This is a genomic window from Thiomonas sp. OC7 (genome assembly GCF_900634595.1).
Classification (GTDB): Bacteria; Pseudomonadota; Gammaproteobacteria; order Burkholderiales; family Burkholderiaceae_C; genus Thiomonas; species Thiomonas arsenitoxydans.
The window spans coordinates 2,540,633-2,561,054 of record NZ_LR131953.1 but is presented as its reverse complement, the minus strand read 5'-3'; the positions used below and the strand labels follow the sequence as shown (position 1 = coordinate 2,561,054).

The following is a 20,422-nucleotide window of genomic DNA, read 5'->3' as shown; positions in this document are numbered from 1 at the left end:
TCAGAACACCAGGGCGCCGGTCAGTCCGAGCACCTGGAGGAATTTGTTGCCCAGAACGATGAACGCCACGCCGAGCACCACATACAGCGCTTTCTTGGCGATGCCGCCGAGTTCTTCGCCGAACACCAGGGCGGCGCCCGCAGCCAGAAAGGCGATGACGCTGATGGCCGTGGCCACCGGGCCGGTCAGGTCGTTCTGCAGGGTGCTGACCGCACTGTCCCACGGCAGGCCGCCGGCGCCGGTGGCGAAAGCGTCGGCCATGGTGGCGGCGAATACGGCGGAGGCCAGAACCAGGCGGCGCACGACGGCGGCGCGCAGGCGGTGATGGATGGAAAGCAGTTTGAGACGTTTCATGAGGAGACCTTTCAGGTTGGGAAGGAAGGGCGCCAGACGTTGGCGCCCTGCCCTGACTCTGCGGGGCGGGGACAACTGCATCAGCGGGTGATGCGGCGAATGTCATTTCGGGTGATCGGCCCCCAGTAGCGGCTGTCGAAGCTCTGGGCGGCCAGCGCGGGGCGCGCGCCGCTGCCATACACCCAGAACTGATCGGGGCCTAGGGTGAATGTGCCGTGCTGGTACGGGAGATGCACCCGTGGAAAACTCGGGGAGCCGGGAAGCTGGCCGCTGTGGGCAAGCGCCTTGCCGTTGACGGTCACGGCTTGCGGGGTGACGGTGATGCGGTCGCCGGGCAGACCGACAATCTGTTTGAACATCGGCATGCCGCCGCCAGGACAGTCGCCCTTCATGTAGAAGGGAAAGGCCTGCGGCGTCACGGTGGTGGGAGGACAGAACTCGGCGCGTTCGCCGCGGACGATGCGCGAGTCTGCCGTGACGGGCAGCAGGCGGTAGAGGCCAAGCGGCTCGCTCTCAGTCCAGTTGACCCGCCAGCCGCACCACCACAGGACGTTGATGGTCAGGGCGGTCGCGGCCAGCGCCGCGATGGGAATGAGCAGGCGATTCCAACGCGGCATGCGCTGGCGGGTGATCGCCTGTTCGATGGCGTAGGGGATGCTCATTCAGGGCTCCTGCCGCGCGGATGCGCGCGGTGATTGCCCTGACTCTGCGGGGTGGGGCCGGGAAGCTCAGCGGTTCAGGTCGCGGCGCGTGCTCCTTCGGCGGTGGGCGGGTTGCGCCTTCGTACCACTGTCATCGGCGGGTGCTGCTTGGGTTCCACTCTCGATTGGGGAGAGGGACTGCGCCGTCCTGGACACGATGGGCGCGTAGCTCATCCTTCCTGCATCCCACTCCCGGTGAATGAGGTCCCGCATGGGGCGGGACAGCAGCTCGCCGTGCTCTTGAAGCGCCCGCGTCATGCCCTCGGCGATGCGCTCGACGACTTCACCAGGGCGACTGACGTTGCAACTCACCCGCCCGAAATTCATCAGTTCCTCGCGGGAGGGGTAGGACTTCGACCCTGCGAGTTTGAGCGCCAGGGTGCGGTCGGTCAGTTCTCTTCCAGTGCGGGTATCGGCGTAGCTGTAGGCCGTGGTCGTCACCACGTCGTAGACGGGCGCAAGCCGGGGCGGCTGCAGGGCGTGCGGATGGTCATACAGCACGCCGAAGTTCTTGAGGTGCGCATCGCCGTTGCGCACCATCATGGACAGGGCCACGCTCTCGAACAGCCGACCCAGGGACGGGGGCGTCTCGGCGGCGCAATACAGATGCAGCGCGCGGGCGATGTTCTCGTAACTGCCCTCGTATTTGTAGCGGCCATAGGGGTCGGCTGACTTGCCCATGAGCACGGCCATGTCCTCAAAACCCAGTCGGCTGCCCTCTGGTGTGATGTCAAAGCGCTTCATGACGAAGAGCTGACGGTCGTTGGACAACCAGAAGTCCGGGACGGTCAGGCCGGCGTGACGCGCAGCGCTCATGCAGAGAAATTCGTTGACGGCCAGATCGGGATATTGCGCGCCGCCTGACTTGACGATCAGATCGGCCACGCTGGCGGTCGTTCGGTCGGCCGGGAGCGGCAGTCGGTCGGCATCGGGAGCCATGATCTTGGGCTGGACACCGGAAATCCCGGAATCGATGTATTGATCGACCAGAAAGGCGAAGACTTCCGCAGACGATCCGGCGGACAGAATCCCGCGCAGCCCGATCCGGGCCTGGCGCCTGCTGTCAGTCTGGCCGGGCTCTTTGAAATTCAGCCTGCCGATCTGATGCGCGCCGGTGATGGCCAGCAGGCGCATGTCGTCCATCGGGCCGAGCCTGGCCATGCGGCGCACGAGTTCCTGCGCCAGCCAGCCCTCGGGCCGGTTCATCGTGAAAATGGGCGGCAACACGTTCCCGGCATAGCTCTGCGCACGCAGCGGCATGGTCAGAGAAATCTCGCAGGAGGGATCGACGCCGCGGCCGTAGTTGAAGACGTACTGCGACTCGCGGCGCAGTGGCCCCGCCATCCCCTGTGGGGTGGAGACTTCAAGTTCCTTGATCTTCATCATCGGGGAACAGCTCCTGCAGCCGAGCCGGGTCGAGCCGGGCGTCCTGGATCAGCAACCCCTTGCCCAGGGCGGCCAGTGCGGCAAAGAGCGTATAGAGGCTGACGTTGCGCCCAGCCTCCAGGGCGACGATGGTCTGGCGCTTTCTGCCGATGGTTTGCGCAAGCGCCGCCTGGCTCAGGCCGCGCGTCTTGCGCTCTGCGCGCAGGGCATGCCCAAGCTCCTGGGCGTTGAGCGCAGGAAGCATAGGGTCTTTGATGTCCTTCATATTGGACATTTTGCTGTATTTCTTTTATTTTGTCCATTTTATTGGACTTTCATTGCCTGCCCGTGCTCGCCGCTGCCCCGAGCTTGATGCGCTCAGCCAGCGCCGCGTCCTGGTAATACTTGATCTTCTGGCAGTAGACGGGGGCATGCCCTGCGACGAAGACCAGTTCATCGTCGGGCGGCAGGCGCATGCACTCGTCGGGGGTGAGCAGCGGGCGCTGCACGATCTGCTCGTTGGTGTTGACGTTCTGCAGCACCACGGCCAGCCGGTTGCCGCTGTATTGCCGCTGGGTGTGACTGACAGTAGCCTGACCGGCCATCTTGGAGAGCAGCTCGGCCGTCTCGATCTTGTTCGGGGCGTAGGCCACGCGGATGTGGCAGTTGCTGATGATGGACTCATCCTTGCCGTAGGCGGCAAAGAGCTGGCTCAAGTCCTGCACGATGAGCAGCGCCTTGAGGCCGTAGCCCGCGATGAAGGCCAGCGCCTCCTGGAAGATGTCGAGTTTGCCCAGGCTGGGGAATTCGTCGAGCAGCAGCAGGAGTTTGTGCGGGTAGCGGCTCTTGCTCGCCCCGCCGACGTCGAAGTCCATGCCTTCGGTCAGCCGCCGCACCACCTGATTGATGACCAGACGCAGCAGGGGCTTGAGGCGGTCCTTGTCGCTGGGGGGCACCACAAGATACAGCGCCGTCTTCCTGGTTTCGGGCTTGCCGTCCACGTCGGCGCCGCCCATGATGCTTTCCAGGGTGAAGTCGGAGACGCGGGTGTTGTCGGCGACGATGGGATCGCGGTAGAGCGAGAGAAAGGACAGCGCGGTGGACAGCACGCCCGAGGCTTCGTTCGGCGCCTTGTTCAGAAAGGACTGGCTGGCCTGCGCCACGGCGGCCCAGCCGGTGCGGGCGTGCGGGTCGGCGCTCTGCGCGCCTTTTTCCAGGGCGACATCGCGGATATAGGTCATCACGGCCTGCGAGCCTTCCATCGGCTCAGCGTCTTCGGCCTGGTTGCGCTCGGCTGCTTCTTTGGCGATCTCGCGGATCGGGCCGCCGTCAGAGAGGATGGCCTGCACGGTGTGCAGGCAGCGCAAGCGGGCGTCCGGGCCTTTGCCGTCCCAATAGAGCAGGACGAACAGCACCACCCCGGTCATGAGATCGAAGCCGGTCTTGGCCCAGTGGTCGTTCAATCCCTTGCCGTCGGGATCGACGATCATGGTGGCGATGTTCTGCACGTCCTTGACCAGGTTGCCGTCCATGCGGATTTCCTGCAGGGGGTTGAATCGGGCGGAGTCGGGGGATGTCGGGTCGAACTTGATGGCGCGATGCCCCAGCACCTTCTCGCGAAAGCCGCTGGTCAGCGCCCAGTTCTCACCTTTGATGTCGTGCACCAGGACGGATTGATCCCAGTTCAGCAAGGTGGGGATGACGATGCCCACCCCCTTGCCGGATCGGGTGGGCGCGAACACCATCATGTGTTCCGGCCCTTTGTGCCGCAGGTAGCGCACCTGCTGGCCGTCGTTCCAGGCGCCAAACAGCACCCCGCCCTTGTTTTTGTCGTCGGGCAGGATGGCCGCTGCAGCCACTTCGGGGGCGGCGGCCCAATGGGCCGATCCATGCAGATCGTTGCGCTCGGCGTCGGCCTTGCGTGAGCGCCGATAGGCAATGCCCACGGGCAGCACCAGGGAGAGGAAACCGCCCACACCCATGATGAGGTGGGCGCGTTCCAGGATGTCCAGCACGGCTTGGCCGTACTCGATGCGGTTGTATTTGAAGGTCCAGATCAGGATGTCGTAGGGGGCGTAGAGCCACGGCGGGATCATGGGCGCGCCCAGCGCCGGGGTGAAACCGAAACCCCAGGCGGCGTATTCGGTGGCGGCCCAGGTGGACAGCAGGACGATCATGATGAACAGGCCCAGGCCCGTCCAGACGAAGCGTGTGATGTCTTTCTGCGCTTTGGGGATGTGGTAGATGGCTTCGGATGCGGCGGTCATGGTCGTGTTGCCTTGGAGGGTTGGGGGCGGCCCGTGACGTGGGCCAGTCGGCGCGCGCCCCGGCAAGGATCGCCAACAGGGGGAATGAATCCGGTCGCGCGCTGCGGTTGTTTTGCGCCACCTGCCGCTGGGCTGCTGGGTTCAGCGTTCCATCGCCGCGGCCTTGCGGTGGGACTGGCGCAGGCGGGGGCGGGCCGGGCGTTCGGGTTTGTCGGCCTCGGGCGGTTCGGGGGATTTGTCGGCAGCAGGGTCGGCGGCGTTTGGCTTGTCATGGCCTGCCGCCCGCTCCGCCTGCTTTGTCATCTGATACTCAGATGACTTGCGGTCTTCCTTGGCGAGCATCTTTTTCTGTTCTTCAGTGAGAATGCCCACTGCAAGATCGTCGGCTTCCACGGCGTTTGCAAAGCAATGGAAGGCAAGTGCGTCGGCCAGCGCTTTCGCCGACACATCACCCGCCAGTTCGCTGTCAAGGATGCGGCGCGCATCCGTTTCCTTGCCGCCATTCGTGACGAAGTTCTGGACGGCCTGCTCGTAGGGGCTGCTTTCAGTCATCACCTGGTGCTCGGTCGCCTTGCGGTCTTCCTTGGCGAGCATCTGGCGGTGTTCCTCGATCACCGGCGCGAACTTCTTCTGGAGATCGGGGTATTCGTCGAGCACACGGGCGGACGGCATGGATTTCTGCAGAAACTCGGGGGTGTCCAGCTGATTGCCGTAGAGCGCGTTGTTGACTTCACGCTTGTGCACCTGACGCAGGGCACCCCCTGCGGTCGGCCCATCGGCGAAACCCAGCGATTTGCCGTTGGCCATCGTGTCGCTGAACGCTTCCCATTCCCGCCCGTGGTTGGGGCCGAGCTTTCGCACGGTGGCAACCTGGGCGAACTCGGCGAAGGTCATTTCGTGGGGCGGTTTCGTTGGAAGGGCTTGCGTCTCGCCCTTGCCACGAATGGATGTCACACCCAGACTCTTGCCGTGCTCGGTCATCAGCCGCTCTTTGGCCGCATTGTCGAGTTCGGTCACAGCCTGCGCCGGAGGCAGTCCAGCCTCGACGGGAACAGCAATGTCTTCCCAGCCGTGCGCCATCACGAATCCATCAGGCGCGGTTTTGACGGAAAGGATTTTTTCGGCGACGGTCTGTCCGCGCGTGAACTCGCCGCCCTTGTTCCTGTCCTTATCCAGCAGGAAGGTCTTTTCATACGAGCCATGCGGGGTCTGCTTCCAGCCGCTGGATTCCAGCGCTTCGTGCATCGTGGGCGGCTTTTTCGTGGAATCGGTCTTGCCCTGTTGCGCTTCGGCGTTGATGGCCTGCTCCGGGTCTTTGACCTTCAGTGACAGCGCGGTCGCCACAATTTCGTCACCCTCCCAATAGGTCATGTGACGGCGGGTTCCCGTGTCCAGGTTCTGTTCCGTGGTGGTCGTCGTCCCGGCGGGATTACGCTCCACGGTCAGCACACGCGACATGCGATTTTTCTCCATGTCCACCAGATCGATCCCCGGTCTGATCTGGTCGGGGTTGATGAGTGTCAGCCCTGCTCCAAGGGCGGACGGCTCAGCCGCGCGCATCGCCGCATCGACCGAAGCCTGGCGTTCCTGCGTGATCTGCAGCGCCTGCTCCTTGTCCAGCACATAGTCCACGGCCTTGCCCGCTTCGGCTGCGGCCCGGAAGATTTCGTTCTTGTCGTTCTTGAGCGCCTTGGCCCAATCCTGAACGTAGGCGGCGTGGCGTTCGGGGTCATACGGGATGCCGGTCTGTGCGGCGGCGAACAGGCTGAACATCTCGGCGCGCAGTTCTTCCTTGGCGTAGCCTTCGGAGCCGAAGCGGTGTCCGCCGGTGATGCCTTCGCGATTCAGACGGTGTGCGGCGCCGGTGGCATGGCCGATCTCATGCAACAAGGTGCCGTAGTAGCGCGCCGCGCCCTGCTCGTTGCCCAGCTCGGAATTGAAGGCGCCACGCGGAGGAAGCACCACCTGGTCGCGTTTGGGCGAATAGAAGGCATGCTCGGGATGCTCGCCGTAACTGAGACCATCGCGCGCCATGGCGGCCTTGAGGGACTCGCCGCGCGCCACGGGGTCGAAGTCGGGCGCGGGCGCCAGGGCCTCCAGCTTCAGCCCCTCGCACTGTGCGACGTTGAACACGGTGTGAACGCGGGAGGTCCAGGTGTCGAGCTCGCGCGCCTTGTCCCAGCTCAGGTGTTGTGGGCCTTGGTCGGTGTGGCGCTGCACGCGCAGATCGGCGGTCTTGACGTGCAGGGTGGCTTCCTTCTCGGTCGGCATGCCGACCTCTGCCCTGCCGTTCTTCTCGCCGAACACTTTCACGCGCATGCCGTTGAGCGTGAAGCTGATGTCCTTGCGCTGATAGAAGGGCTGCTCTTTCCACAGTTCGACGGGCAGGCCGTGTTCGCCTTTTTTGACGCGTCCGCCCAGGGCGTTGATCTGCTTGACGGTGCCGTAGAGCGGATCGGCGTAGCCGCGGTCGACCTGCTCCAGCATCAGCATGAGGCGGTTGCCGCCGCGGTACTCCCTGCCGGTTTCCATATTGCGCGGCAAGCCGGTTCGCAGCGCGGCCCAGGGCTTGTTCCAGGGGATCTGGCCCTGCTCCAGCGTTTGGACGAGTTTGTTGGTGAGTTCCTGGCGCAGATCGCGCGGCGGCTTGGCCTGGTCGGGTTTGGTCTCAGCCATGATCGGCCTCCGTTTGCACGTCGTCTTCGAACTCGGCGCCGAGCGCTTCGGCCGTGGCGCGGTCGGGGACGGAGAGGGACTCGAATTCGGCCGTGTCGCCATCTGGGGCGGCGGACGGGGTTTCGGGGGTTTGCGGTGTTTGCATGACGAACTCCTGTGATGGATCGAGCCGGGCGTCAATGCGACGCCCTGTCCTGACTCTGCGGGGTGGGGACAGGAGGCTCAGCCGCCCAGCCCCATGTCCCGGCTGGGTTGCCGGGAGCGTGGTCTGACGGGGGCGCGCTGCGGGGCTTCGGGTTCGCGTTCTTCGGCGCGCTCTTCGGCCCGCTCGTGGGCGACGATCTCGCGTTCGACGGCCTTGTCCTGCGCCTTGTCTTCGGTGCGTTCTTGCTTCTCTTCCTGCGCTTCGCGTTTTTTCAGTTCCTCCTCGATGTTGCGGGTGCGCAGTTGTTGCTGAAGCTGCTCGCGCTCGGTTTCGATCTTGGCCCACATGCGCTCGGTCACCTGCTGGCCCAGCGGGGTGAGGCGATCCTGGTCGTCGATCAGACGGGTCTGTTCATCGTGACCCTGCAACCGGGTGCGTTGATCCGGGGTGAGGGGCTGGTAGCGCGAGGCGCGGTCGATGGCGTCGAAGCCGTGGATGTCGAGCTTCGCCAGCAGGGCTTCGGCCTGCAGGGCTTTTGTGTCCACGGCGTAGGTGCGGCCATCGCCGCCGCGCTCGGGGCGGGCGGACTCGATGGCGCCCTGCCCGACCGCCGGGGCGGTGAGTCGGGTGTCGGCGCCCAGTTCTTCGCTCTGCAGGGTTTGCAAGCGACCGAGCTGCCAGGTCTGCTGCAGTTCAGGGTTCTGGACTTTGAGGCCCATGCGCCCGGCGATTTCGGCGGCGCGTTCCTGGAATTCGCGGCTGCCGGTGAACTGCAGGCCTTTGTCCATGTCGTACTTCTGCTCGGCCAGGCGCAGGGCCGACTCGATCTCGCGGTCATCGACGTGGTAGAGATCGACACGCTCGCCCCGGTCGGTCATCACCTTCTCGCCGTCGCGGGCGTAGTGCACAGCTTTGGGCGGGCCGTCCTCGATGTCGTGGGTCAGGCCGTCGAGGACTTCGGACTCGAGGGCGGCCACGCGGCGGCCGCGGATGCTTTCCTGCGAAGGGTCGCGGGTTTTTTCTTGTTCGAGCAGACGGGCGGCGATGGGGTCGTGCTCGGCGCGCGGTTCCAGGAACTCACGCAGGGTCGGCGGTAGAGGCAGGCTGCTGGCCAGGGTTTTGCGCTGCGCCGCCTGGGTTTTTTGCAAATGCTCGATCTGCTTGGCGGATTCAAACGCATGCACATCGAGGTCGCCGCCGCTCTTGAGGGTTTCGGCGCGTTGCTGGGCCAGGGTGGAGAACAGAGACTCCCGCGCGGCTTGCTGCTGGGCGTTCAAGTCCTGCCAGGCCTTGGCGCGCTGTTCGCGAGCGGGCTGGGCGGATTCGCGCCAGGCATTCAGCAACGCGGCTTCTTCTTTTTGTGCGTCGCTGACCTCCGTCTCCTTTTGCTGTGGTTGTGGCTTCGGCTCCTGTTCGGACTCGACTCGCTCCAGAGCGGCGTTGAGATCGGCGAACTCCGTTCGCTGCGCGGTCACGGCTTGCTGGACGGGGACGGGTTCATCGGAGGGGATGTGCGGCGTCGGTTCGGTTTCGGCTTGTGGTTCCATCGATTGCTCCTGCTTGAGATGGGGAATGGGGGGCTTGGGCTGTCGCCCTTGCCCAGTGGGTGGCGCGAGGCTGGGATGGCTGCGCTGGAAGGTCCACGGCGGGACGGCGCGATCCAGGGTGTTGCGGATCGATTCCGGCCCGCTGTCGCGGAGTTGGTCGCGCGCGTCGTAGCCGGGGGGCGTGACGCCGTTGGGTTTTTCTGGAAGGGCGATGGTTGTGCGCGCGCCGCCGAGGATGCGGGCGGCTTTGAGGGCATTGATTTGCCCTTTGCGTGCGGCGCGCTCGCCGTCGTTGTCGGCGTAGAGGGTCACGCGGCCCTGCACCTGCTCGTGCAGGGTGCGGGCCACCTCGGGCAGGTTCTGCGCCGAGAGGGCGGCGATGACGGGCAGTCCTGTGGCCTGATGGAGGGCCAGCGCCGTGCCGATGCCCTCGCACATCACGATATGGGGGGCGGTTTTGGCGGTCTCGAAGGCGCGAAGCGGGGCTTCAGCGTCCTGGCCGTCGATGGGGATGACGGCAAAGGCGCCCTGTGTGGGCGTGCCGGCGACGAAGCGCTTGTCGGCGGACTGGCCCGGCGCCGCCCAGGCGATGCGCTGCATGCCGACCCATTCGGGCTCGCCGTCGGTGAGTTTGAGCATGGGCACGAGCAGCTGCGCGCTGTGCTGCCGCAGTCCCGCCGTGGGCAGTGCGGGGTTTTGCAGGTAGGGGAAGTTGCACGGCTCGTGGCTGGCTTCCCAGCGCGTCAGGCTGTCGGTGAGGGCGGCCTTTTGGCGCTCGGCCTGTTGCTGCAGCCAGGCGGTGCGTTCGGCCTGGGCCTTTTGTTGTTCTTCGGGCGTGCTCTCGCGCGCCAGTTCCGGGCGGAAGGCGATGGGTTTGCCATCGGCCTTGAAGTTCGTCACCCAGCCGGTGCCGTCGTCCCGCAGAAGGTAGGCGGCGTCGTTCCTGCCATTGGGTCGGTCGCCGACATCGGCGCGGTGGATGCGGCCATCGACCTGCAGACGCTGCGGGTCGATGTGCACATCGTGCAGGCGGGCGAAATCGAGAAACGGGGTAAGTTGCGTCGTGTCCATGCCCTGACTCTGCAGGGTGGGGACAGATGCCCTCCAAGACAAAGCGCAGGATCTTCCTTGTGCCCTTATCGTTTATAAACGACAATGTCATCATGTTCACCGTTCGGCACTACCTCACCGAAGACGAGCGCGACCCGTTTCAGGAGTGGTTGAAGAAGCTCCGCGACCCGATTGCAAAAGGCCAGGTGGTCAAGCGCGTGGGCCGGATCGAGGCGGGCAACTTTGGCGATCACAAACCCTGCCGAGAAGGTGTGTGGGAGCTGCGGATCGACCAAGGCCCCGGCTACCGCGTCTATTACGCGATGGCCGGGGCGGTCGTGGTGCTGCTGCTGTGCGGCGGTGACAAAGGCACCCAGGACGCCGACATCGAGCGCGCCATTGGGTATTGGAAAGACTGGCAACGGAGATCAGCATGAAGGATCGAAGCCATGACGAAGCGATGGCCGAGCTGTTCAAGGAAGACCCGGCTTTTGCGGCCGAGTATCTGAACCAGCTTCTCCAGGATGGAGAGCCGTCTGATCTGCTGGTGGCGCTGCGCCAAATGGCGCAAGCGCGCGGTGGCGTGCGCGCCATCGCCAAGCAGACGGAGCTAAACGCCAATCAGCTCTATCGAACGCTGTCGGCCCAGGGCAACCCGGAGCTGCGCAGCCTGTCAGCGGTTCTCAAGACGATGGGCCTGCGCCTGGCAGTGCAGCCGATCAAGTCGAACCACGCTCACCATTGACGTGAGGCAGCATCAGGCGACGCGCTCGACGTGGAACCCGCCGCCGCTGGCCGACCAGCCGCGCACAGCCGCAACCTCCTCGACTTTGCGGCCATCGGCGGTGCGCTTGATGGGCACGACCACATTCACCGCTTCGGCGATGAGTTCGGGGTTGGGGGGAACGCCAGCCTCCTGGATGAGCTGGCCGATGCGGATGAGCGCCGCGCTGGCGTCATTCGCATGCACCGTGCCGACGCCGCCGGGGTGACCGGTGTTCCAGGCTTTGAGCAAAGCCAGGGCGCTGCCGTCGCGCACTTCGCCGACGACGATGCGGTCTGGCCGCAGGCGCATGGTGGCGCGCAGCAGCCGGGTCATGTCGGTGTTATCGCTGGTGCGCAGAAACACGACGTTCTCGGCATTGACCTGCAGCTCGCGGGTGTCTTCGATGACGACGATGCGGTGCTCACCATCGAGCCGGGCCACGGCATCGAGGATGGCGTTGGCAAGGGTCGTTTTTCCGGTGCCGGTGCCGCCGCACACCAGCAGGTTGTGCCGGGTGGCCACGGCCTGCTCGATGGCCTGCTTCTGCGCCGAGGTCATGATGCCCTTGTCCACGTAGTCGGACAGGGTGAAGATCAGTGTCGCCTTCTTGCGCAGGGCGAAGCTGGCGCGCTCGACGAGCGGGGGGATGAGGGCTTCGAAGCGGCTGCCGTCCAGCGGCAGCTCACATTCGAGGATGGGTTGCTGCGGCGTCACCACGGTATCGAGCATGGCCGCCACCGTGTTCACGATGGTCAGCGCCCGCACGGCGTCGATACGGCCGGTCTGCTGCATGCCCTCTCCCAGTCGATCCACCCAGAGCGTGCCGTCGGGGTTGAGCATGATTTCGACGACCTGGGGATCTTCGAGCGGGGTGAGGATGTCCGCGCCCATGGCCCGGCGCAGGGCTTCGGACTGGCGGGCGTGGGTGAGCTGCTGCGCGCTCACTCCTGCTCCTCGGCACCGGGCTGATCTTCGGGTTCGGTAGCCGTCACGTCGATGGGGCGCACGCCGTTGCCGGCCAGCTCCAGGATGTCGTCCTGGCTGGCCGGGCGGGTGTGTTCAAGGGTGGACTCGGTGAGGGATCGGATCAGGCCTTTGGCCGCGCCGCGCAGGGTGAATGCGCGCACGAGATAGTCTTTTCCGCCAAAGCCGACGACGTAGAGTTTTCCGGGGGTTGCCATGACTGCTCCAGGGTTGCGGCGCCAGACGTTGGCGCCCTGCCCTGACTCTGCGGGGTGGGGACGGAAGGGGAATCAGCGCGCGTGTTGCGAGTCTCTGCAAGGTCGCCTCCCAGACAGGGTGGAGTAGCTCAGGCAGACTTTTCCTCCAGACTGCGTAGTCTGATCAAACCCGCCAGTCGTTCTGATCCAAAGCCGCCACTGGCACCAGTGTATCGATCGGCCTACGCGGCACGCTGGACTTGGGGCCGATCCGCCCGACCGGGAGACCGGTCCTCGGCCTGAGCGGCCATTGGCCCCCGCTTGTGGCAACGACAGCCATGGTGGGCTTAGCGGTCGCTGAGGTCGTCAGCATGCTGAGCGCCCTCTTCCAGCGCTGGCCAGATGCCGGTCTCGACTCAGAAGCGACGTCCCCTGGTACTGATCGCGTTGCGGCAAAACCGTCGCTCGGGCGTAGCTGCGTAATCGTAGACTGACCTGATGTCTAGAACGCTGGCTTCATTGGAGTGGTTGCTCCGAGCGGGGGAGCATGTCATCCAGTGCCCGCAGACTGGCTGATTGCTTCTGGTCAAAATTTTGTCGGTGCCCTGGCCAATTTGGCATCGGCACGAACAGTGATGACGATCAAAAGTTTTTTCATGGCAATTCTCCAGATGATTGGAATGCAGCAGCGCTGACATAGCAGCCAAGACATGGGGTTGGTTGCTGTGGCAACCCCACGTGGAAGACTTCGCCTCGCCGGGATCGCCATGCAGACCGTTCCGGACATCTCTGCACAGCGCCGCGAATCACGCATCACATCATCCCGCGCATCATGGCCGGCATGCCATCCTTGGCGAAGCGGTCGAGTTCGCGGGCGTGGGCTTTGATCACGGCGACCATCTCCGGGTCGGAGGAGGTCTCGGTCACGGCCACGCCATCGGGCAGGATGTCGAGCTTGCGCTGGTACTTGGTCGGGTTGGCGAACATCTGCGGCACGCTATTACTCATGGGGTAGGGGAAGGGGCGGTTCTGATCGAGCCGTGCATACATCTCCACCACATGTTTCTGGATGAGCGCTGCCGTCGTGGGGTCGGCCGAGGTGGTCACGTCATGCACCCCATTGGGCAGCTCGATCACCTTGCGCTGGATCTGCTGGTGAACCTTGAACAGCTCCATGCCGGTGCGCATGGGGCCGTTCATGTTCTCGGGCGACATCATGCCGCCCATGCTCCCACCCATCATCCCTCCACCCATCGTGCCCTGGGCCTTGGCGGAGGGTGCGCCGTGTCCGGTCAAATAGCCCACGACGGTTCCAACAAAACCTACAAGGACAGTCACAAATGAACGACGTTGCATAATGAACTCCTGGTTACAACACACAAGGAACAAACGACGAAAGGAAGCTGATCATGATGACTTCTGTCTGCATGTCGGGGGGTGGCATGGCCCTCATGGGGTTGTTCGGACTGCTGGTGCTGGCCTTAATCGCGCTCGGCGTGATGGCGCTGATCAAATACCTCTTCTCCAGCCCACGGTTTTGACGCAACAGGCTCCTGAAATACGTGCGCCCTGCACACTGAGACTTGCGTTGGCTCGACAGGGTTCTGAGAGCAGCCGAATCCTGCAGCAACACGATTTGACATGGCTCAAGGACTGACATACTGGGCCGTTTCCGAACGTCCTTGGGGCCTTTGTGAGGGCCTGATTGCGGCTGATTGATAGTGCTCATGAAGCCACCTCCAGCCTGGGACTCTCGCCCAGCCCCAGGCGCCGCTTCTGCCAAAGGGCGTAAACCGCCGGAATCACCAGCAGCGCCAGCAAAGCAGCCGTCAGCATGCCGCCAACCATGGGCGCGGCGATGCGCTTCATCACGTCGGCACCCGCGCCTTCGCTGAACATGATGGGCAGCAGGCCGCCGACCACCATGGTGAGGGTCATCGCCATGGGCCGCAGCCGCAGCAAGGTGCCCTCGACCACCGTTTGCTTGAGGTCGCCCCAGGTGTTGAGGCGGTCGTGAATTTTGCGCCGCTCCAGCGCCGCGTCGAGATACAGCAGCATGACCACGCCGAACTCGGAGGCCACCCCGGCGGTGGCGATGAAGCCCACACCCACCGCAACCGAGAGCTTGTAGCCCAGCCAGTCGACGTACCAGAATCCGCCCACCAGCGACAGCGGCAAGGTCAGCAGGATGATGGCGACCTCGGTGATGTTCTTGAAGTTGAAATACAGCAGGAGCGCGATCAGGCCGATCACCGCCGGCACGACGACCTTCAGACGCTGCACGGCCTGCTCCAGCGACTGGTACTGCCCAACCCAGTCAAGCGTGAAACCGGGCTGCAGATGAACCTTCTGTGCCAGGGCCGCTTGCGCTGCAGCCACGTACCCGCCGATGCTGGTTCCGGGTTTGAGGTCGATGTACACCCAGGAATTCAGGCGGCTGTTGTCGCTGGTGAGCATGGGTGGGCCGCCCTCGATGCGCAGCGTGGCCACCTGCGCTAACGGAATCTGGCTGCCCTCGGGCGTGGCGATGCGGCTTTCCATCAGCGTGGACAGCGACTGGCGCAGTTCGCGCGGGTAGCGCAGGCTGATGGGGAAGCGCTCCAGGCCGTTGACGGCGGTGGACAGCATCTGTCCACCGATAGCGGTCTCGACCAGGCGGTTCACATCCGCCACCGAAAGGCCGTAGCGCGCAGCCGCCAGCCGGTTGGTGTCGACCACAATGTAGCGCCCGCCGGTGGCCCGCGCCGCATAGGCGTTCTGGGTCCCCGGAACGGTTTGCAGCGCCGCCTGGATCTCCTGCCCCAGCCGGTTCAGCGTGTCGAGATTGCTGCCGGTGACTTTGATGCCGAGCGGCGTTTGCAGGCCTGTGGTCAGCATGTCCACCTGGCCCTTGATCGGCTGGGTCCAGGTGTTCGATACGCCAGGAATCTGCAGCGCCTGATTCATCTTCTCGATCAGCTTGGCGGTGGTCATGCCGGCCGGCCAGGTGCTGCGGTCCTTCAGGTTCACGACCGTCATGAACATCGAGATCGGCGTCGGGTCGGTCGCGGTCTGCGCCCGGCCCGCCTTGCCGAACACGCTCTCCACTTCGGGGAAGGTCTTGATGATGCGGTCGCTCAGTTGCAGGATCGCGGCCGATTGACCGATGGAGATCGACGGATCCTGCGACACCGGCATGTACAGCAGGGTACCTTCGTTCAGGGGCGGCATGAACTCCGAGCCGAGATGCTTCCAGGGAAAGTACAGGCTGGCCACGGCGGCAAGGGCCAGCACGATGACTAGCCATGGTGCCCGCAGCACGCCGTGGATCAGCGGCCGGTAGAGCCAGGTGAGCAGCCGGTTCAAGGGGTTCTTCCCCTCGGGGCGGATAGGCCCGCGGATGAACCAGGCCATCAGCAGCGGCACCAGGGTGATGGACAGGACGGCGGCTGCGGCCATGGCATAGGTCTTGGTGAAGGCCAGGGGCCGAAACAACTTGCCCTCCTCGCCGCCGAGCGCGAACACCGGCAGGAACGACACCGCGATGATCAGCAGCGAAAAAAACAGCGCCGGACCGACTTCCGATGCCGCCATCCGCGCCTTCATCCAGGGATCGGCGCCGGGATCCTGCTCCATATGCTTGTGCATGTTCTCGATCATCACGATCGCGGCGTCGGTCATCGCGCCGATGGCAATGGCGATGCCCCCTAGGGACATGATGTTGGCCGGAATGCCCTGCGCCCACATCACCAGGAAGGCGGCGAGGATGCCCAGCGGCAGCGACACGATGGCCACCAGCGCCGAGCGCGCGCGCAGCAGGAACAGGAACGACACCAGGGCGACGATCAGCGACTCCTCCAGCAGTTTCTCGGTCAGGGTGTGGATGGCACGCTGGATCAGCGGCGCCTGGCTGTAGATGGTGACGATCTTCACCCCGGGCGGCAGCGAGGGCTGGATGCTGCGGATCTTGTCCTCGACCCGGCGGATTATGGCATCGGCGTTCGAGCCCTGGTTCATCATCACGATGCCCCCCACCACCGCGCCCTCGCCGTTGAGGTCGGCGGCGCTGTTGGGCAGTTCCGGGCCGAATTGGACGCGGGCGACATCCTTGAGCGTCAGCGGCACCCCGCCGCGCGCCGCCAGCGGCGCGTTCTCCAGATCCCGCAAGGAGCGGATATAGCCGGTGGTGCGCACCATATAGCTGGCTTCGCCGAGATCGACCACCGAGCCGCTGGTCTCGCCGTTGGCGGCGCGGATGGCATCTTCCACCTGCGGCAGGGTGAGGTTGTAGGCCAGCAGGGCCTGCGGGTTCACCACCACCTGGTATTCCTTCACCATGCCGCCGACCGTGGCGACCTCGGCCACCCCCGGAATGCCCTGCAATTGGTACTTGAGGAACCAATTCTGCAGGGTGGTGAGCTGGCTCAGGTCCTGCGTGCCGCCGGTATCGGTCAGGGCGTACATGTAAACCCAGTCCACCCCCGAACTGTCAGGTCCCAGCGCCGGCGTCACCCCCGGCGGCAGCCTGGATTGCACCTGGCTGAGATACTGCAGCACCAGGTTGCGCGCCTGGTAGATGTTGGTGCCATCCTTGAAGATGACGTAGACGAAGGAGTCGCCGAACATCGAATAGCCGCGCACCGCGCGCGCGCCGGGCACCGACTGCAGGGTGGTCTCCAGCGGATAGGTCACCTGGTCCTGTACCACCTGCGGCGCCTGCCCGGGGTAGGAGGTCTTGATGATGACTTGGGTGGGGGAGATGTCGGGGATAGCCTCCAGCGGCGTGTTGCGCACCGCCAGGATGCCCGCGGCCAGCAGCATCAGCGCGCCGATCACCGTCAGGCTGCGGTTCTCGAAGCACCACTCCATGAGCCGCCGGATCATGGGGCGCTCCGGCCAGGGGCCATGTTCATCCCGGCCATCGACCCGGCGGCGGGTGGGGGCGCGGCTGCCGGCATGGCGGATGGTGTGACCGTCGGTGGGGTCGTTGGCCCCGCAGCGCCGGCTTGCGGGTCGCTCGCAGGCGGCATGCCTGGCATCGCTCCCGTGGCGGGTATGCCACTCGCGCCGCTCGTGCCGGCATGACCACCGAGCATGCGCGCCTTGACCGACTGGAACTGCGATTCGGAGTACAGCAGGAACTGGGCGCTTTCCACCACCTGGTCACCCGGCTTGAGCCCTCGGACGATGACCACCCAGCCGTTCGCCTCGGGCCCAAGCGCAACTTGCACCGGCAGGAAGTGGCCGCCCGTCTGCGCCAGCATGGCGTAATCGCCATCTTGCGTGCGCAGCACCGCGCTGCTCGGCAGCGCCAGAGCGGTTTGCGCCTGGGCCTGCACCATGGCGTTGGCAAACATGCCGGGGCGCAGAATGCCGCCGGGGTTGGCGAAGCTCAGGCGCGCGGTGATGGTGCGGGTTTGCGGGTCCAGCGTGGGGTAGAGAAAGTTCAGGCGCCCATCCCAATTCCTGCCGGGGTAGGCCGGAAGCTGGAGCTGCACGCCGTCGCCCAGGCGCACCCACGGCATCTGGTAGTCGTACAGCGCCACATTGACCCAGACCCGATCCAGATTGGCGATCTCGAACAGGCTGTTTTGCGACGAGACATAGCTGCCCTGGCGAATATTGAGCGCCGTCACCACCCCGCTCTCCGGTGCCAGGATGGGAACGTCGCGCATCGGCTGGCCCGAGGCCTCCAACTGCTTGAGCGCGGCCTCGGGCAGGCCCAGCAGCAGCAGGCGCTGTTTGGCCGCGGCCAGCAAGCCCTGGCTGTCGGCATGACCGTCGGCCGCGCCGGCCTGCTGGCGCGCAATGCTGTATTCCTGCTGCGCGCTGTACAGCTCGGGCGAGTAAATCTCCGCCAGCACCTGACCGCGCGCCACCGGGTCGCCCACGGCACGCACCTTGAGATGCACGACCCAGCCGGAGAAGCGCGGGGTGACGGTGGTGACGCGGTTCTGGTCCACGGCCACGGTGCCCACGGTCTGGATCGCCTGGCCCATGGGACGCATCTGTGCGGTCGTCAGGCGCACGCCCAGGTTTTGCGTCAGGCGCGGGTCGATGCGCAGCCCGCTGTCGTTGGCGCCGACTTCGGCCTGGGCGTAGACCGGCACGTAATCCATGCCCATGTTGTCCTTCATCGGACGGTCCGAATGGATCGCCGGATTCATCGGGCTGACCCAGTACAGCACCCGGCGCTGCGGCGCCGCAGCCGGGGCGTAGACCGGGACATAGTCCATCCCCATGTTGTCTTTCATCGGGTGGTCGGAGTGGATGGCGGCGTTCATCGGGTTGGCCCAGTACAGCACCCGGCGGCTTGCCGGCGCTGCTGCGGATGCTGTTGCGGAAGCCGGGGCCGCGGCGGCGTTCGGCGTCGCGGGGTCCGAGGCGCCGTGCGGCAGCCAGCGACTGGTCCAGAGGCCCGCACTGATGCCGACCAGCAATAGGCCGAGGCCGAGAGTGAAGGTTCGCAAATTCATGGCTGCTGCTCCGAAGGCGTTGTCAGGTAGTTGAGTTCGGCCAGGGTCGCCAGCAGATCCCGACGCTGTTGCAGAGTCTGGAGTTCAAGGGCAAAAACGGCTTGCTGCGCCTTCAGCACGTCGCTCATGCTGGCGCGGCCGTTGCTATAGGCGGTGAGGGTGGAGTCGTACGCCGCATGCGCCAGCGGCAGCATGTGCGCGCGCATGCGCTGCCACTTCTCCTGCTGGCTGCGCATGCGCGCCGTGGCGGTGCGGATCTGCTGCTGCAAGGCCAACCGCTGGTCCTGCTCGTCGTAGCGGGCTTCCATCACCTGGGCGCGGGCGCTGTCGAGTTCCTGATCCAGCCGATGGTTGGAGAAGATCGGCAAGTTCATCGAAACCCCGGCGGAGATAAAGTTGGGAGAGCCCGGAAAAAAGCTCTTGCCGTAGGAGGCTCCAACCGTGATCTCCGGCAGGAAATCCTTCTTGGCCACCCGCACGCCCGCCTGGGCGATCTGCACTTTGGCCTGGGCCATGCGCAGCAGCGGTTGGGTCGGGGGCGCTTGCTCGGGAGCCGTCGCGCCTGGCGACAAGCTCGGCCAGTCAGGATCGATCTCGGGCGTTTGATTGCTGCCAAGTGCCTGGGCAATGTCGGCCAGGGACGCCGCTTCATCCGCGGCGAGCGCGCTTTGGTCGTTGCGCAGTTCGTCTTCGGCGAGACGGGCGCGCAACACATCGCTCTGCGGTCCGTTGCCCGCGCGGTAGCTGGCCATGGCCGCGTCGACGTTCTCACGCGCCAGCGCCTGCTGCCGCTGCACCGTCGCCATGGCCTGGCCCGCGTACACCGCCGCAAGCCAGGCGCGTCGCAAGGCGAGAACCAGCTGCGCGCGTTTGGCTTCGCGGCTAAAGTGCTGCTCCGAGGCTTGCGCCTGCAGCTTGTCGCCTTCTAGGGCCAGCTTGCCGATCGGCGGAAAGCTCTGGCTGACGCCGACGCTGAGCATGGTCATGCCCTGCTGCGTCAGCGAGAAGCTGTTGGTGGGCAGGTTGACCGCGTCGAACGACACATGCGGGTCGGGCAACTGCGTGGCCGCCGCGGCCTGGTGCTGGATGGCGCGGATGCGCTGCGCGGCTGCGGCCAGACTGGGATTGCTCCGCGCCAGTTGCGCCTCGGCGGCACCGAGGGTCAGGGGCGCGGCTTGGGCGGGCGCGGCCAGGCTGGCGAGCAGCAGAAGCGTGATGAGAGCGGGGATGGCCGCCGGGCGTTCAGACCAGACGGATGACAAGCGCCGGGCTTGCGCACGGCGGCACTGCAGGATGAGGGACATCGCTTTCCTCTTCGGCGGATGGAACGCTGCAAGGCCGCAGCGCTAATCGCAAGGCGAACACGAACATCGCCCGGTGAAGCATCACTGGGACGGGTGCTGCCGAAGGGGTCAAACTTGGAGGCGAGCCGCGAGGAAAGGCGGCTTGGAGGGAGGCGGCGGATCGATGCGCCCGATGGGCAAGGCAGCTTGCTCAGGCTGAGCTTGGTGGACGGGCACCAAGCGTTGGATCAATGCCGCGTGAGGAAATGATGCGGCGTTGGACGTGCTGGAAACGGCGGCCGCGCCCAGGTCATGGCAGGCAGCTTGGCAAAACGCACGCTCGACTCGCGAATCGTCATGACCAGCGAGATTCGCTTGATGGCCGGCGCCAACCATCGGCATGGCCGCCATGCCTGCGCAGCACGAGGCAGGCACGACCCGTATCGGGGCTGCCGTGGCTTGCATCCAGGGCAAGAGAACCAATGCGCAGACGAACGCCCAATAGCGGGAGAAAGTTCGAAAGGAGCGCATGAGTTTGAATGTAAGAGATGTACAGCGATTTGTGCACAGGGATCGTAGCCAAAGTTCTGAGCTTGTCAATTAGGAGCCTTGTCCAACGTGGAATGAGCCTGAACGAAGCGCGTCATTCCACT

The 20,422-nt window shown here is 65.1% G+C and carries 18 protein-coding genes; 4 read left to right on the top strand and 14 right to left on the bottom strand.

All coding sequences use genetic code 11. The features are described from left to right. The 8 genes from BIO17B3_RS12295 to BIO17B3_RS12260 form a co-directional block, all read right to left on the bottom strand. Positions 1 to 354, bottom strand: coding sequence for a TrbC/VirB2 family protein (locus BIO17B3_RS12295; RefSeq protein ID WP_013123559.1), 354 nt, complete (start codon positions 352 to 354; stop codon positions 1 to 3). 80 nt (positions 355 to 434) lie between these two features. Further along, entirely contained in the window at positions 435 to 1,016 is a 582-nt protein-coding gene (locus BIO17B3_RS12290) for a S26 family signal peptidase (protein WP_156054249.1), read from the bottom strand. A gap of 66 nt (positions 1,017 to 1,082) precedes the next feature. Beyond that, entirely contained in the window at positions 1,083 to 2,441 is a 1,359-nt protein-coding gene (locus tag BIO17B3_RS12285; protein ID WP_156054248.1) for a type II toxin-antitoxin system HipA family toxin, read from the bottom strand. Next, a complete protein-coding gene (locus tag BIO17B3_RS12280; RefSeq protein ID WP_232054279.1) occupies positions 2,419 to 2,706 on the bottom strand; it encodes a helix-turn-helix transcriptional regulator in 288 nt (95 codons plus the stop codon). The genes BIO17B3_RS12285 and BIO17B3_RS12280 overlap by 23 nt, the downstream gene beginning before the upstream one ends. Before the next feature lie 49 nt (positions 2,707 to 2,755). Then, complete coding sequence (locus tag BIO17B3_RS12275) at positions 2,756 to 4,687, bottom strand: type IV secretory system conjugative DNA transfer family protein (RefSeq protein ID WP_156054247.1); 1,932 nt, start codon at positions 4,685 to 4,687, stop codon at positions 2,756 to 2,758. A gap of 141 nt (positions 4,688 to 4,828) precedes the next feature. After that, positions 4,829 to 7,363, bottom strand: coding sequence for an ArdC family protein (locus BIO17B3_RS12270; protein WP_156054246.1), 2,535 nt, complete (start codon positions 7,361 to 7,363; stop codon positions 4,829 to 4,831). Further along, positions 7,356 to 7,508 (bottom strand): hypothetical protein, encoded by a 153-nt coding sequence (locus BIO17B3_RS12265; protein WP_156054245.1) that lies wholly within the window; start codon positions 7,506 to 7,508, stop codon positions 7,356 to 7,358. The genes BIO17B3_RS12270 and BIO17B3_RS12265 overlap by 8 nt, the downstream gene beginning before the upstream one ends. Positions 7,509 to 7,585: 77 nt before the next feature. Further along, positions 7,586 to 10,126, bottom strand: coding sequence for an LPD7 domain-containing protein (locus BIO17B3_RS12260; protein ID WP_156054244.1), 2,541 nt, complete (start codon positions 10,124 to 10,126; stop codon positions 7,586 to 7,588). Positions 10,127 to 10,218: 92 nt separating this feature from the next. Here BIO17B3_RS12260 and BIO17B3_RS12255 point away from each other — a divergent pair, with 92 nt between their 5' ends. Both BIO17B3_RS12255 and BIO17B3_RS12250 read left to right on the top strand, forming a co-directional pair. After that, positions 10,219 to 10,542 (top strand): type II toxin-antitoxin system RelE/ParE family toxin, encoded by a 324-nt coding sequence (locus BIO17B3_RS12255; RefSeq protein WP_156054243.1) that lies wholly within the window; start codon positions 10,219 to 10,221, stop codon positions 10,540 to 10,542. Then, positions 10,539 to 10,850 carry an addiction module antidote protein gene (locus BIO17B3_RS12250; RefSeq protein WP_156054242.1) on the top strand — a complete coding sequence of 104 codons (312 nt, stop codon included), beginning with the start codon at positions 10,539 to 10,541 and terminating at the stop codon, positions 10,848 to 10,850. The genes BIO17B3_RS12255 and BIO17B3_RS12250 overlap by 4 nt, the downstream gene beginning before the upstream one ends. A 12-nt stretch (positions 10,851 to 10,862) precedes the next feature. On the opposite strand, the gene trbB is transcribed toward BIO17B3_RS12250, so the two are convergent. After that, complete coding sequence (gene trbB / locus BIO17B3_RS12245; protein ID WP_156054241.1) at positions 10,863 to 11,816, bottom strand: P-type conjugative transfer ATPase TrbB; 954 nt, start codon at positions 11,814 to 11,816, stop codon at positions 10,863 to 10,865. Beyond that, positions 11,813 to 12,052, bottom strand: a complete 240-nt coding sequence (locus BIO17B3_RS12240) for a hypothetical protein (protein ID WP_156054240.1) — start codon at positions 12,050 to 12,052, stop codon at positions 11,813 to 11,815. Before BIO17B3_RS12240 ends, trbB begins: the two co-directional genes overlap by 4 nt. Before the next feature lie 536 nt (positions 12,053 to 12,588). On the opposite strand from BIO17B3_RS12240, the gene BIO17B3_RS12235 reads away from it, so the two are divergent. Next, a complete protein-coding gene (locus BIO17B3_RS12235; RefSeq protein WP_156054239.1) occupies positions 12,589 to 12,726 on the top strand; it encodes a hypothetical protein in 138 nt (45 codons plus the stop codon). 118 nt (positions 12,727 to 12,844) lie between these two features. Here the strand turns inward: BIO17B3_RS12235 and BIO17B3_RS12230 are convergent, their stop codons facing one another. After that, the gene (locus BIO17B3_RS12230; protein ID WP_156054238.1) at positions 12,845 to 13,387 is read right to left on the bottom strand and encodes a hypothetical protein; all 543 of its coding nucleotides are present in this window, start codon (positions 13,385 to 13,387) and stop codon (positions 12,845 to 12,847) included. Between the two features lie 53 nt (positions 13,388 to 13,440). Here BIO17B3_RS12230 and BIO17B3_RS19365 point away from each other — a divergent pair, with 53 nt between their 5' ends. After that, positions 13,441 to 13,572 (top strand): hypothetical protein, encoded by a 132-nt coding sequence (locus BIO17B3_RS19365; protein ID WP_255421402.1) that lies wholly within the window; start codon positions 13,441 to 13,443, stop codon positions 13,570 to 13,572. A gap of 184 nt (positions 13,573 to 13,756) precedes the next feature. On the opposite strand, the gene BIO17B3_RS12225 is transcribed toward BIO17B3_RS19365, so the two are convergent. From BIO17B3_RS12225 to BIO17B3_RS12215, 3 genes are read right to left on the bottom strand one after another with little or no spacing between them, the layout of a single operon-like run. Then, positions 13,757 to 16,894, bottom strand: coding sequence for an efflux RND transporter permease subunit (locus BIO17B3_RS12225; protein ID WP_156054237.1), 3,138 nt, complete (start codon positions 16,892 to 16,894; stop codon positions 13,757 to 13,759). Further along, positions 16,891 to 18,486: an efflux RND transporter periplasmic adaptor subunit gene (locus BIO17B3_RS12220; RefSeq protein ID WP_156054236.1), complete on the bottom strand. Its 1,596-nt coding sequence runs from the start codon at positions 18,484 to 18,486 to the stop codon at positions 16,891 to 16,893. The genes BIO17B3_RS12225 and BIO17B3_RS12220 overlap by 4 nt, the downstream gene beginning before the upstream one ends. After that, entirely contained in the window at positions 18,483 to 19,790 is a 1,308-nt protein-coding gene (locus tag BIO17B3_RS12215; RefSeq protein ID WP_156054235.1) for a TolC family protein, read from the bottom strand. The genes BIO17B3_RS12220 and BIO17B3_RS12215 overlap by 4 nt, the downstream gene beginning before the upstream one ends. Positions 19,791 to 20,422: the final 632 nt, after the last annotated feature.

Coding starts and splice junctions, on each gene's coding strand:
- BIO17B3_RS12215 (WP_156054235.1), bottom strand. CDS start 19,790: ATGTCCCTCATCCTGCAGTGCCGCCGTGCGCAAGCCCGGCGCTTGTCA.
- BIO17B3_RS12275 (WP_156054247.1), bottom strand. CDS start 4,687: ATGACCGCCGCATCCGAAGCCATCTACCACATCCCCAAAGCGCAGAAA.
- BIO17B3_RS12220 (WP_156054236.1), bottom strand. CDS start 18,486: ATGAATTTGCGAACCTTCACTCTCGGCCTCGGCCTATTGCTGGTCGGC.
- BIO17B3_RS12250 (WP_156054242.1), top strand. CDS start 10,539: ATGAAGGATCGAAGCCATGACGAAGCGATGGCCGAGCTGTTCAAGGAA.
- BIO17B3_RS12295 (WP_013123559.1), bottom strand. CDS start 354: ATGAAACGTCTCAAACTGCTTTCCATCCATCACCGCCTGCGCGCCGCC.
- BIO17B3_RS12270 (WP_156054246.1), bottom strand. CDS start 7,363: ATGGCTGAGACCAAACCCGACCAGGCCAAGCCGCCGCGCGATCTGCGC.
- BIO17B3_RS12225 (WP_156054237.1), bottom strand. CDS start 16,894: ATGATCCGGCGGCTCATGGAGTGGTGCTTCGAGAACCGCAGCCTGACG.
- BIO17B3_RS12290 (WP_156054249.1), bottom strand. CDS start 1,016: ATGAGCATCCCCTACGCCATCGAACAGGCGATCACCCGCCAGCGCATG.
- BIO17B3_RS12265 (WP_156054245.1), bottom strand. CDS start 7,508: ATGCAAACACCGCAAACCCCCGAAACCCCGTCCGCCGCCCCAGATGGC.
- BIO17B3_RS12280 (WP_232054279.1), bottom strand. CDS start 2,706: ATGAAGGACATCAAAGACCCTATGCTTCCTGCGCTCAACGCCCAGGAG.
- BIO17B3_RS12240 (WP_156054240.1), bottom strand. CDS start 12,052: ATGGCAACCCCCGGAAAACTCTACGTCGTCGGCTTTGGCGGAAAAGAC.
- BIO17B3_RS12285 (WP_156054248.1), bottom strand. CDS start 2,441: ATGATGAAGATCAAGGAACTTGAAGTCTCCACCCCACAGGGGATGGCG.
- BIO17B3_RS12260 (WP_156054244.1), bottom strand. CDS start 10,126: ATGGACACGACGCAACTTACCCCGTTTCTCGATTTCGCCCGCCTGCAC.
- BIO17B3_RS19365 (WP_255421402.1), top strand. CDS start 13,441: ATGATGACTTCTGTCTGCATGTCGGGGGGTGGCATGGCCCTCATGGGG.
- BIO17B3_RS12230 (WP_156054238.1), bottom strand. CDS start 13,387: ATGCAACGTCGTTCATTTGTGACTGTCCTTGTAGGTTTTGTTGGAACC.
- BIO17B3_RS12255 (WP_156054243.1), top strand. CDS start 10,219: ATGTTCACCGTTCGGCACTACCTCACCGAAGACGAGCGCGACCCGTTT.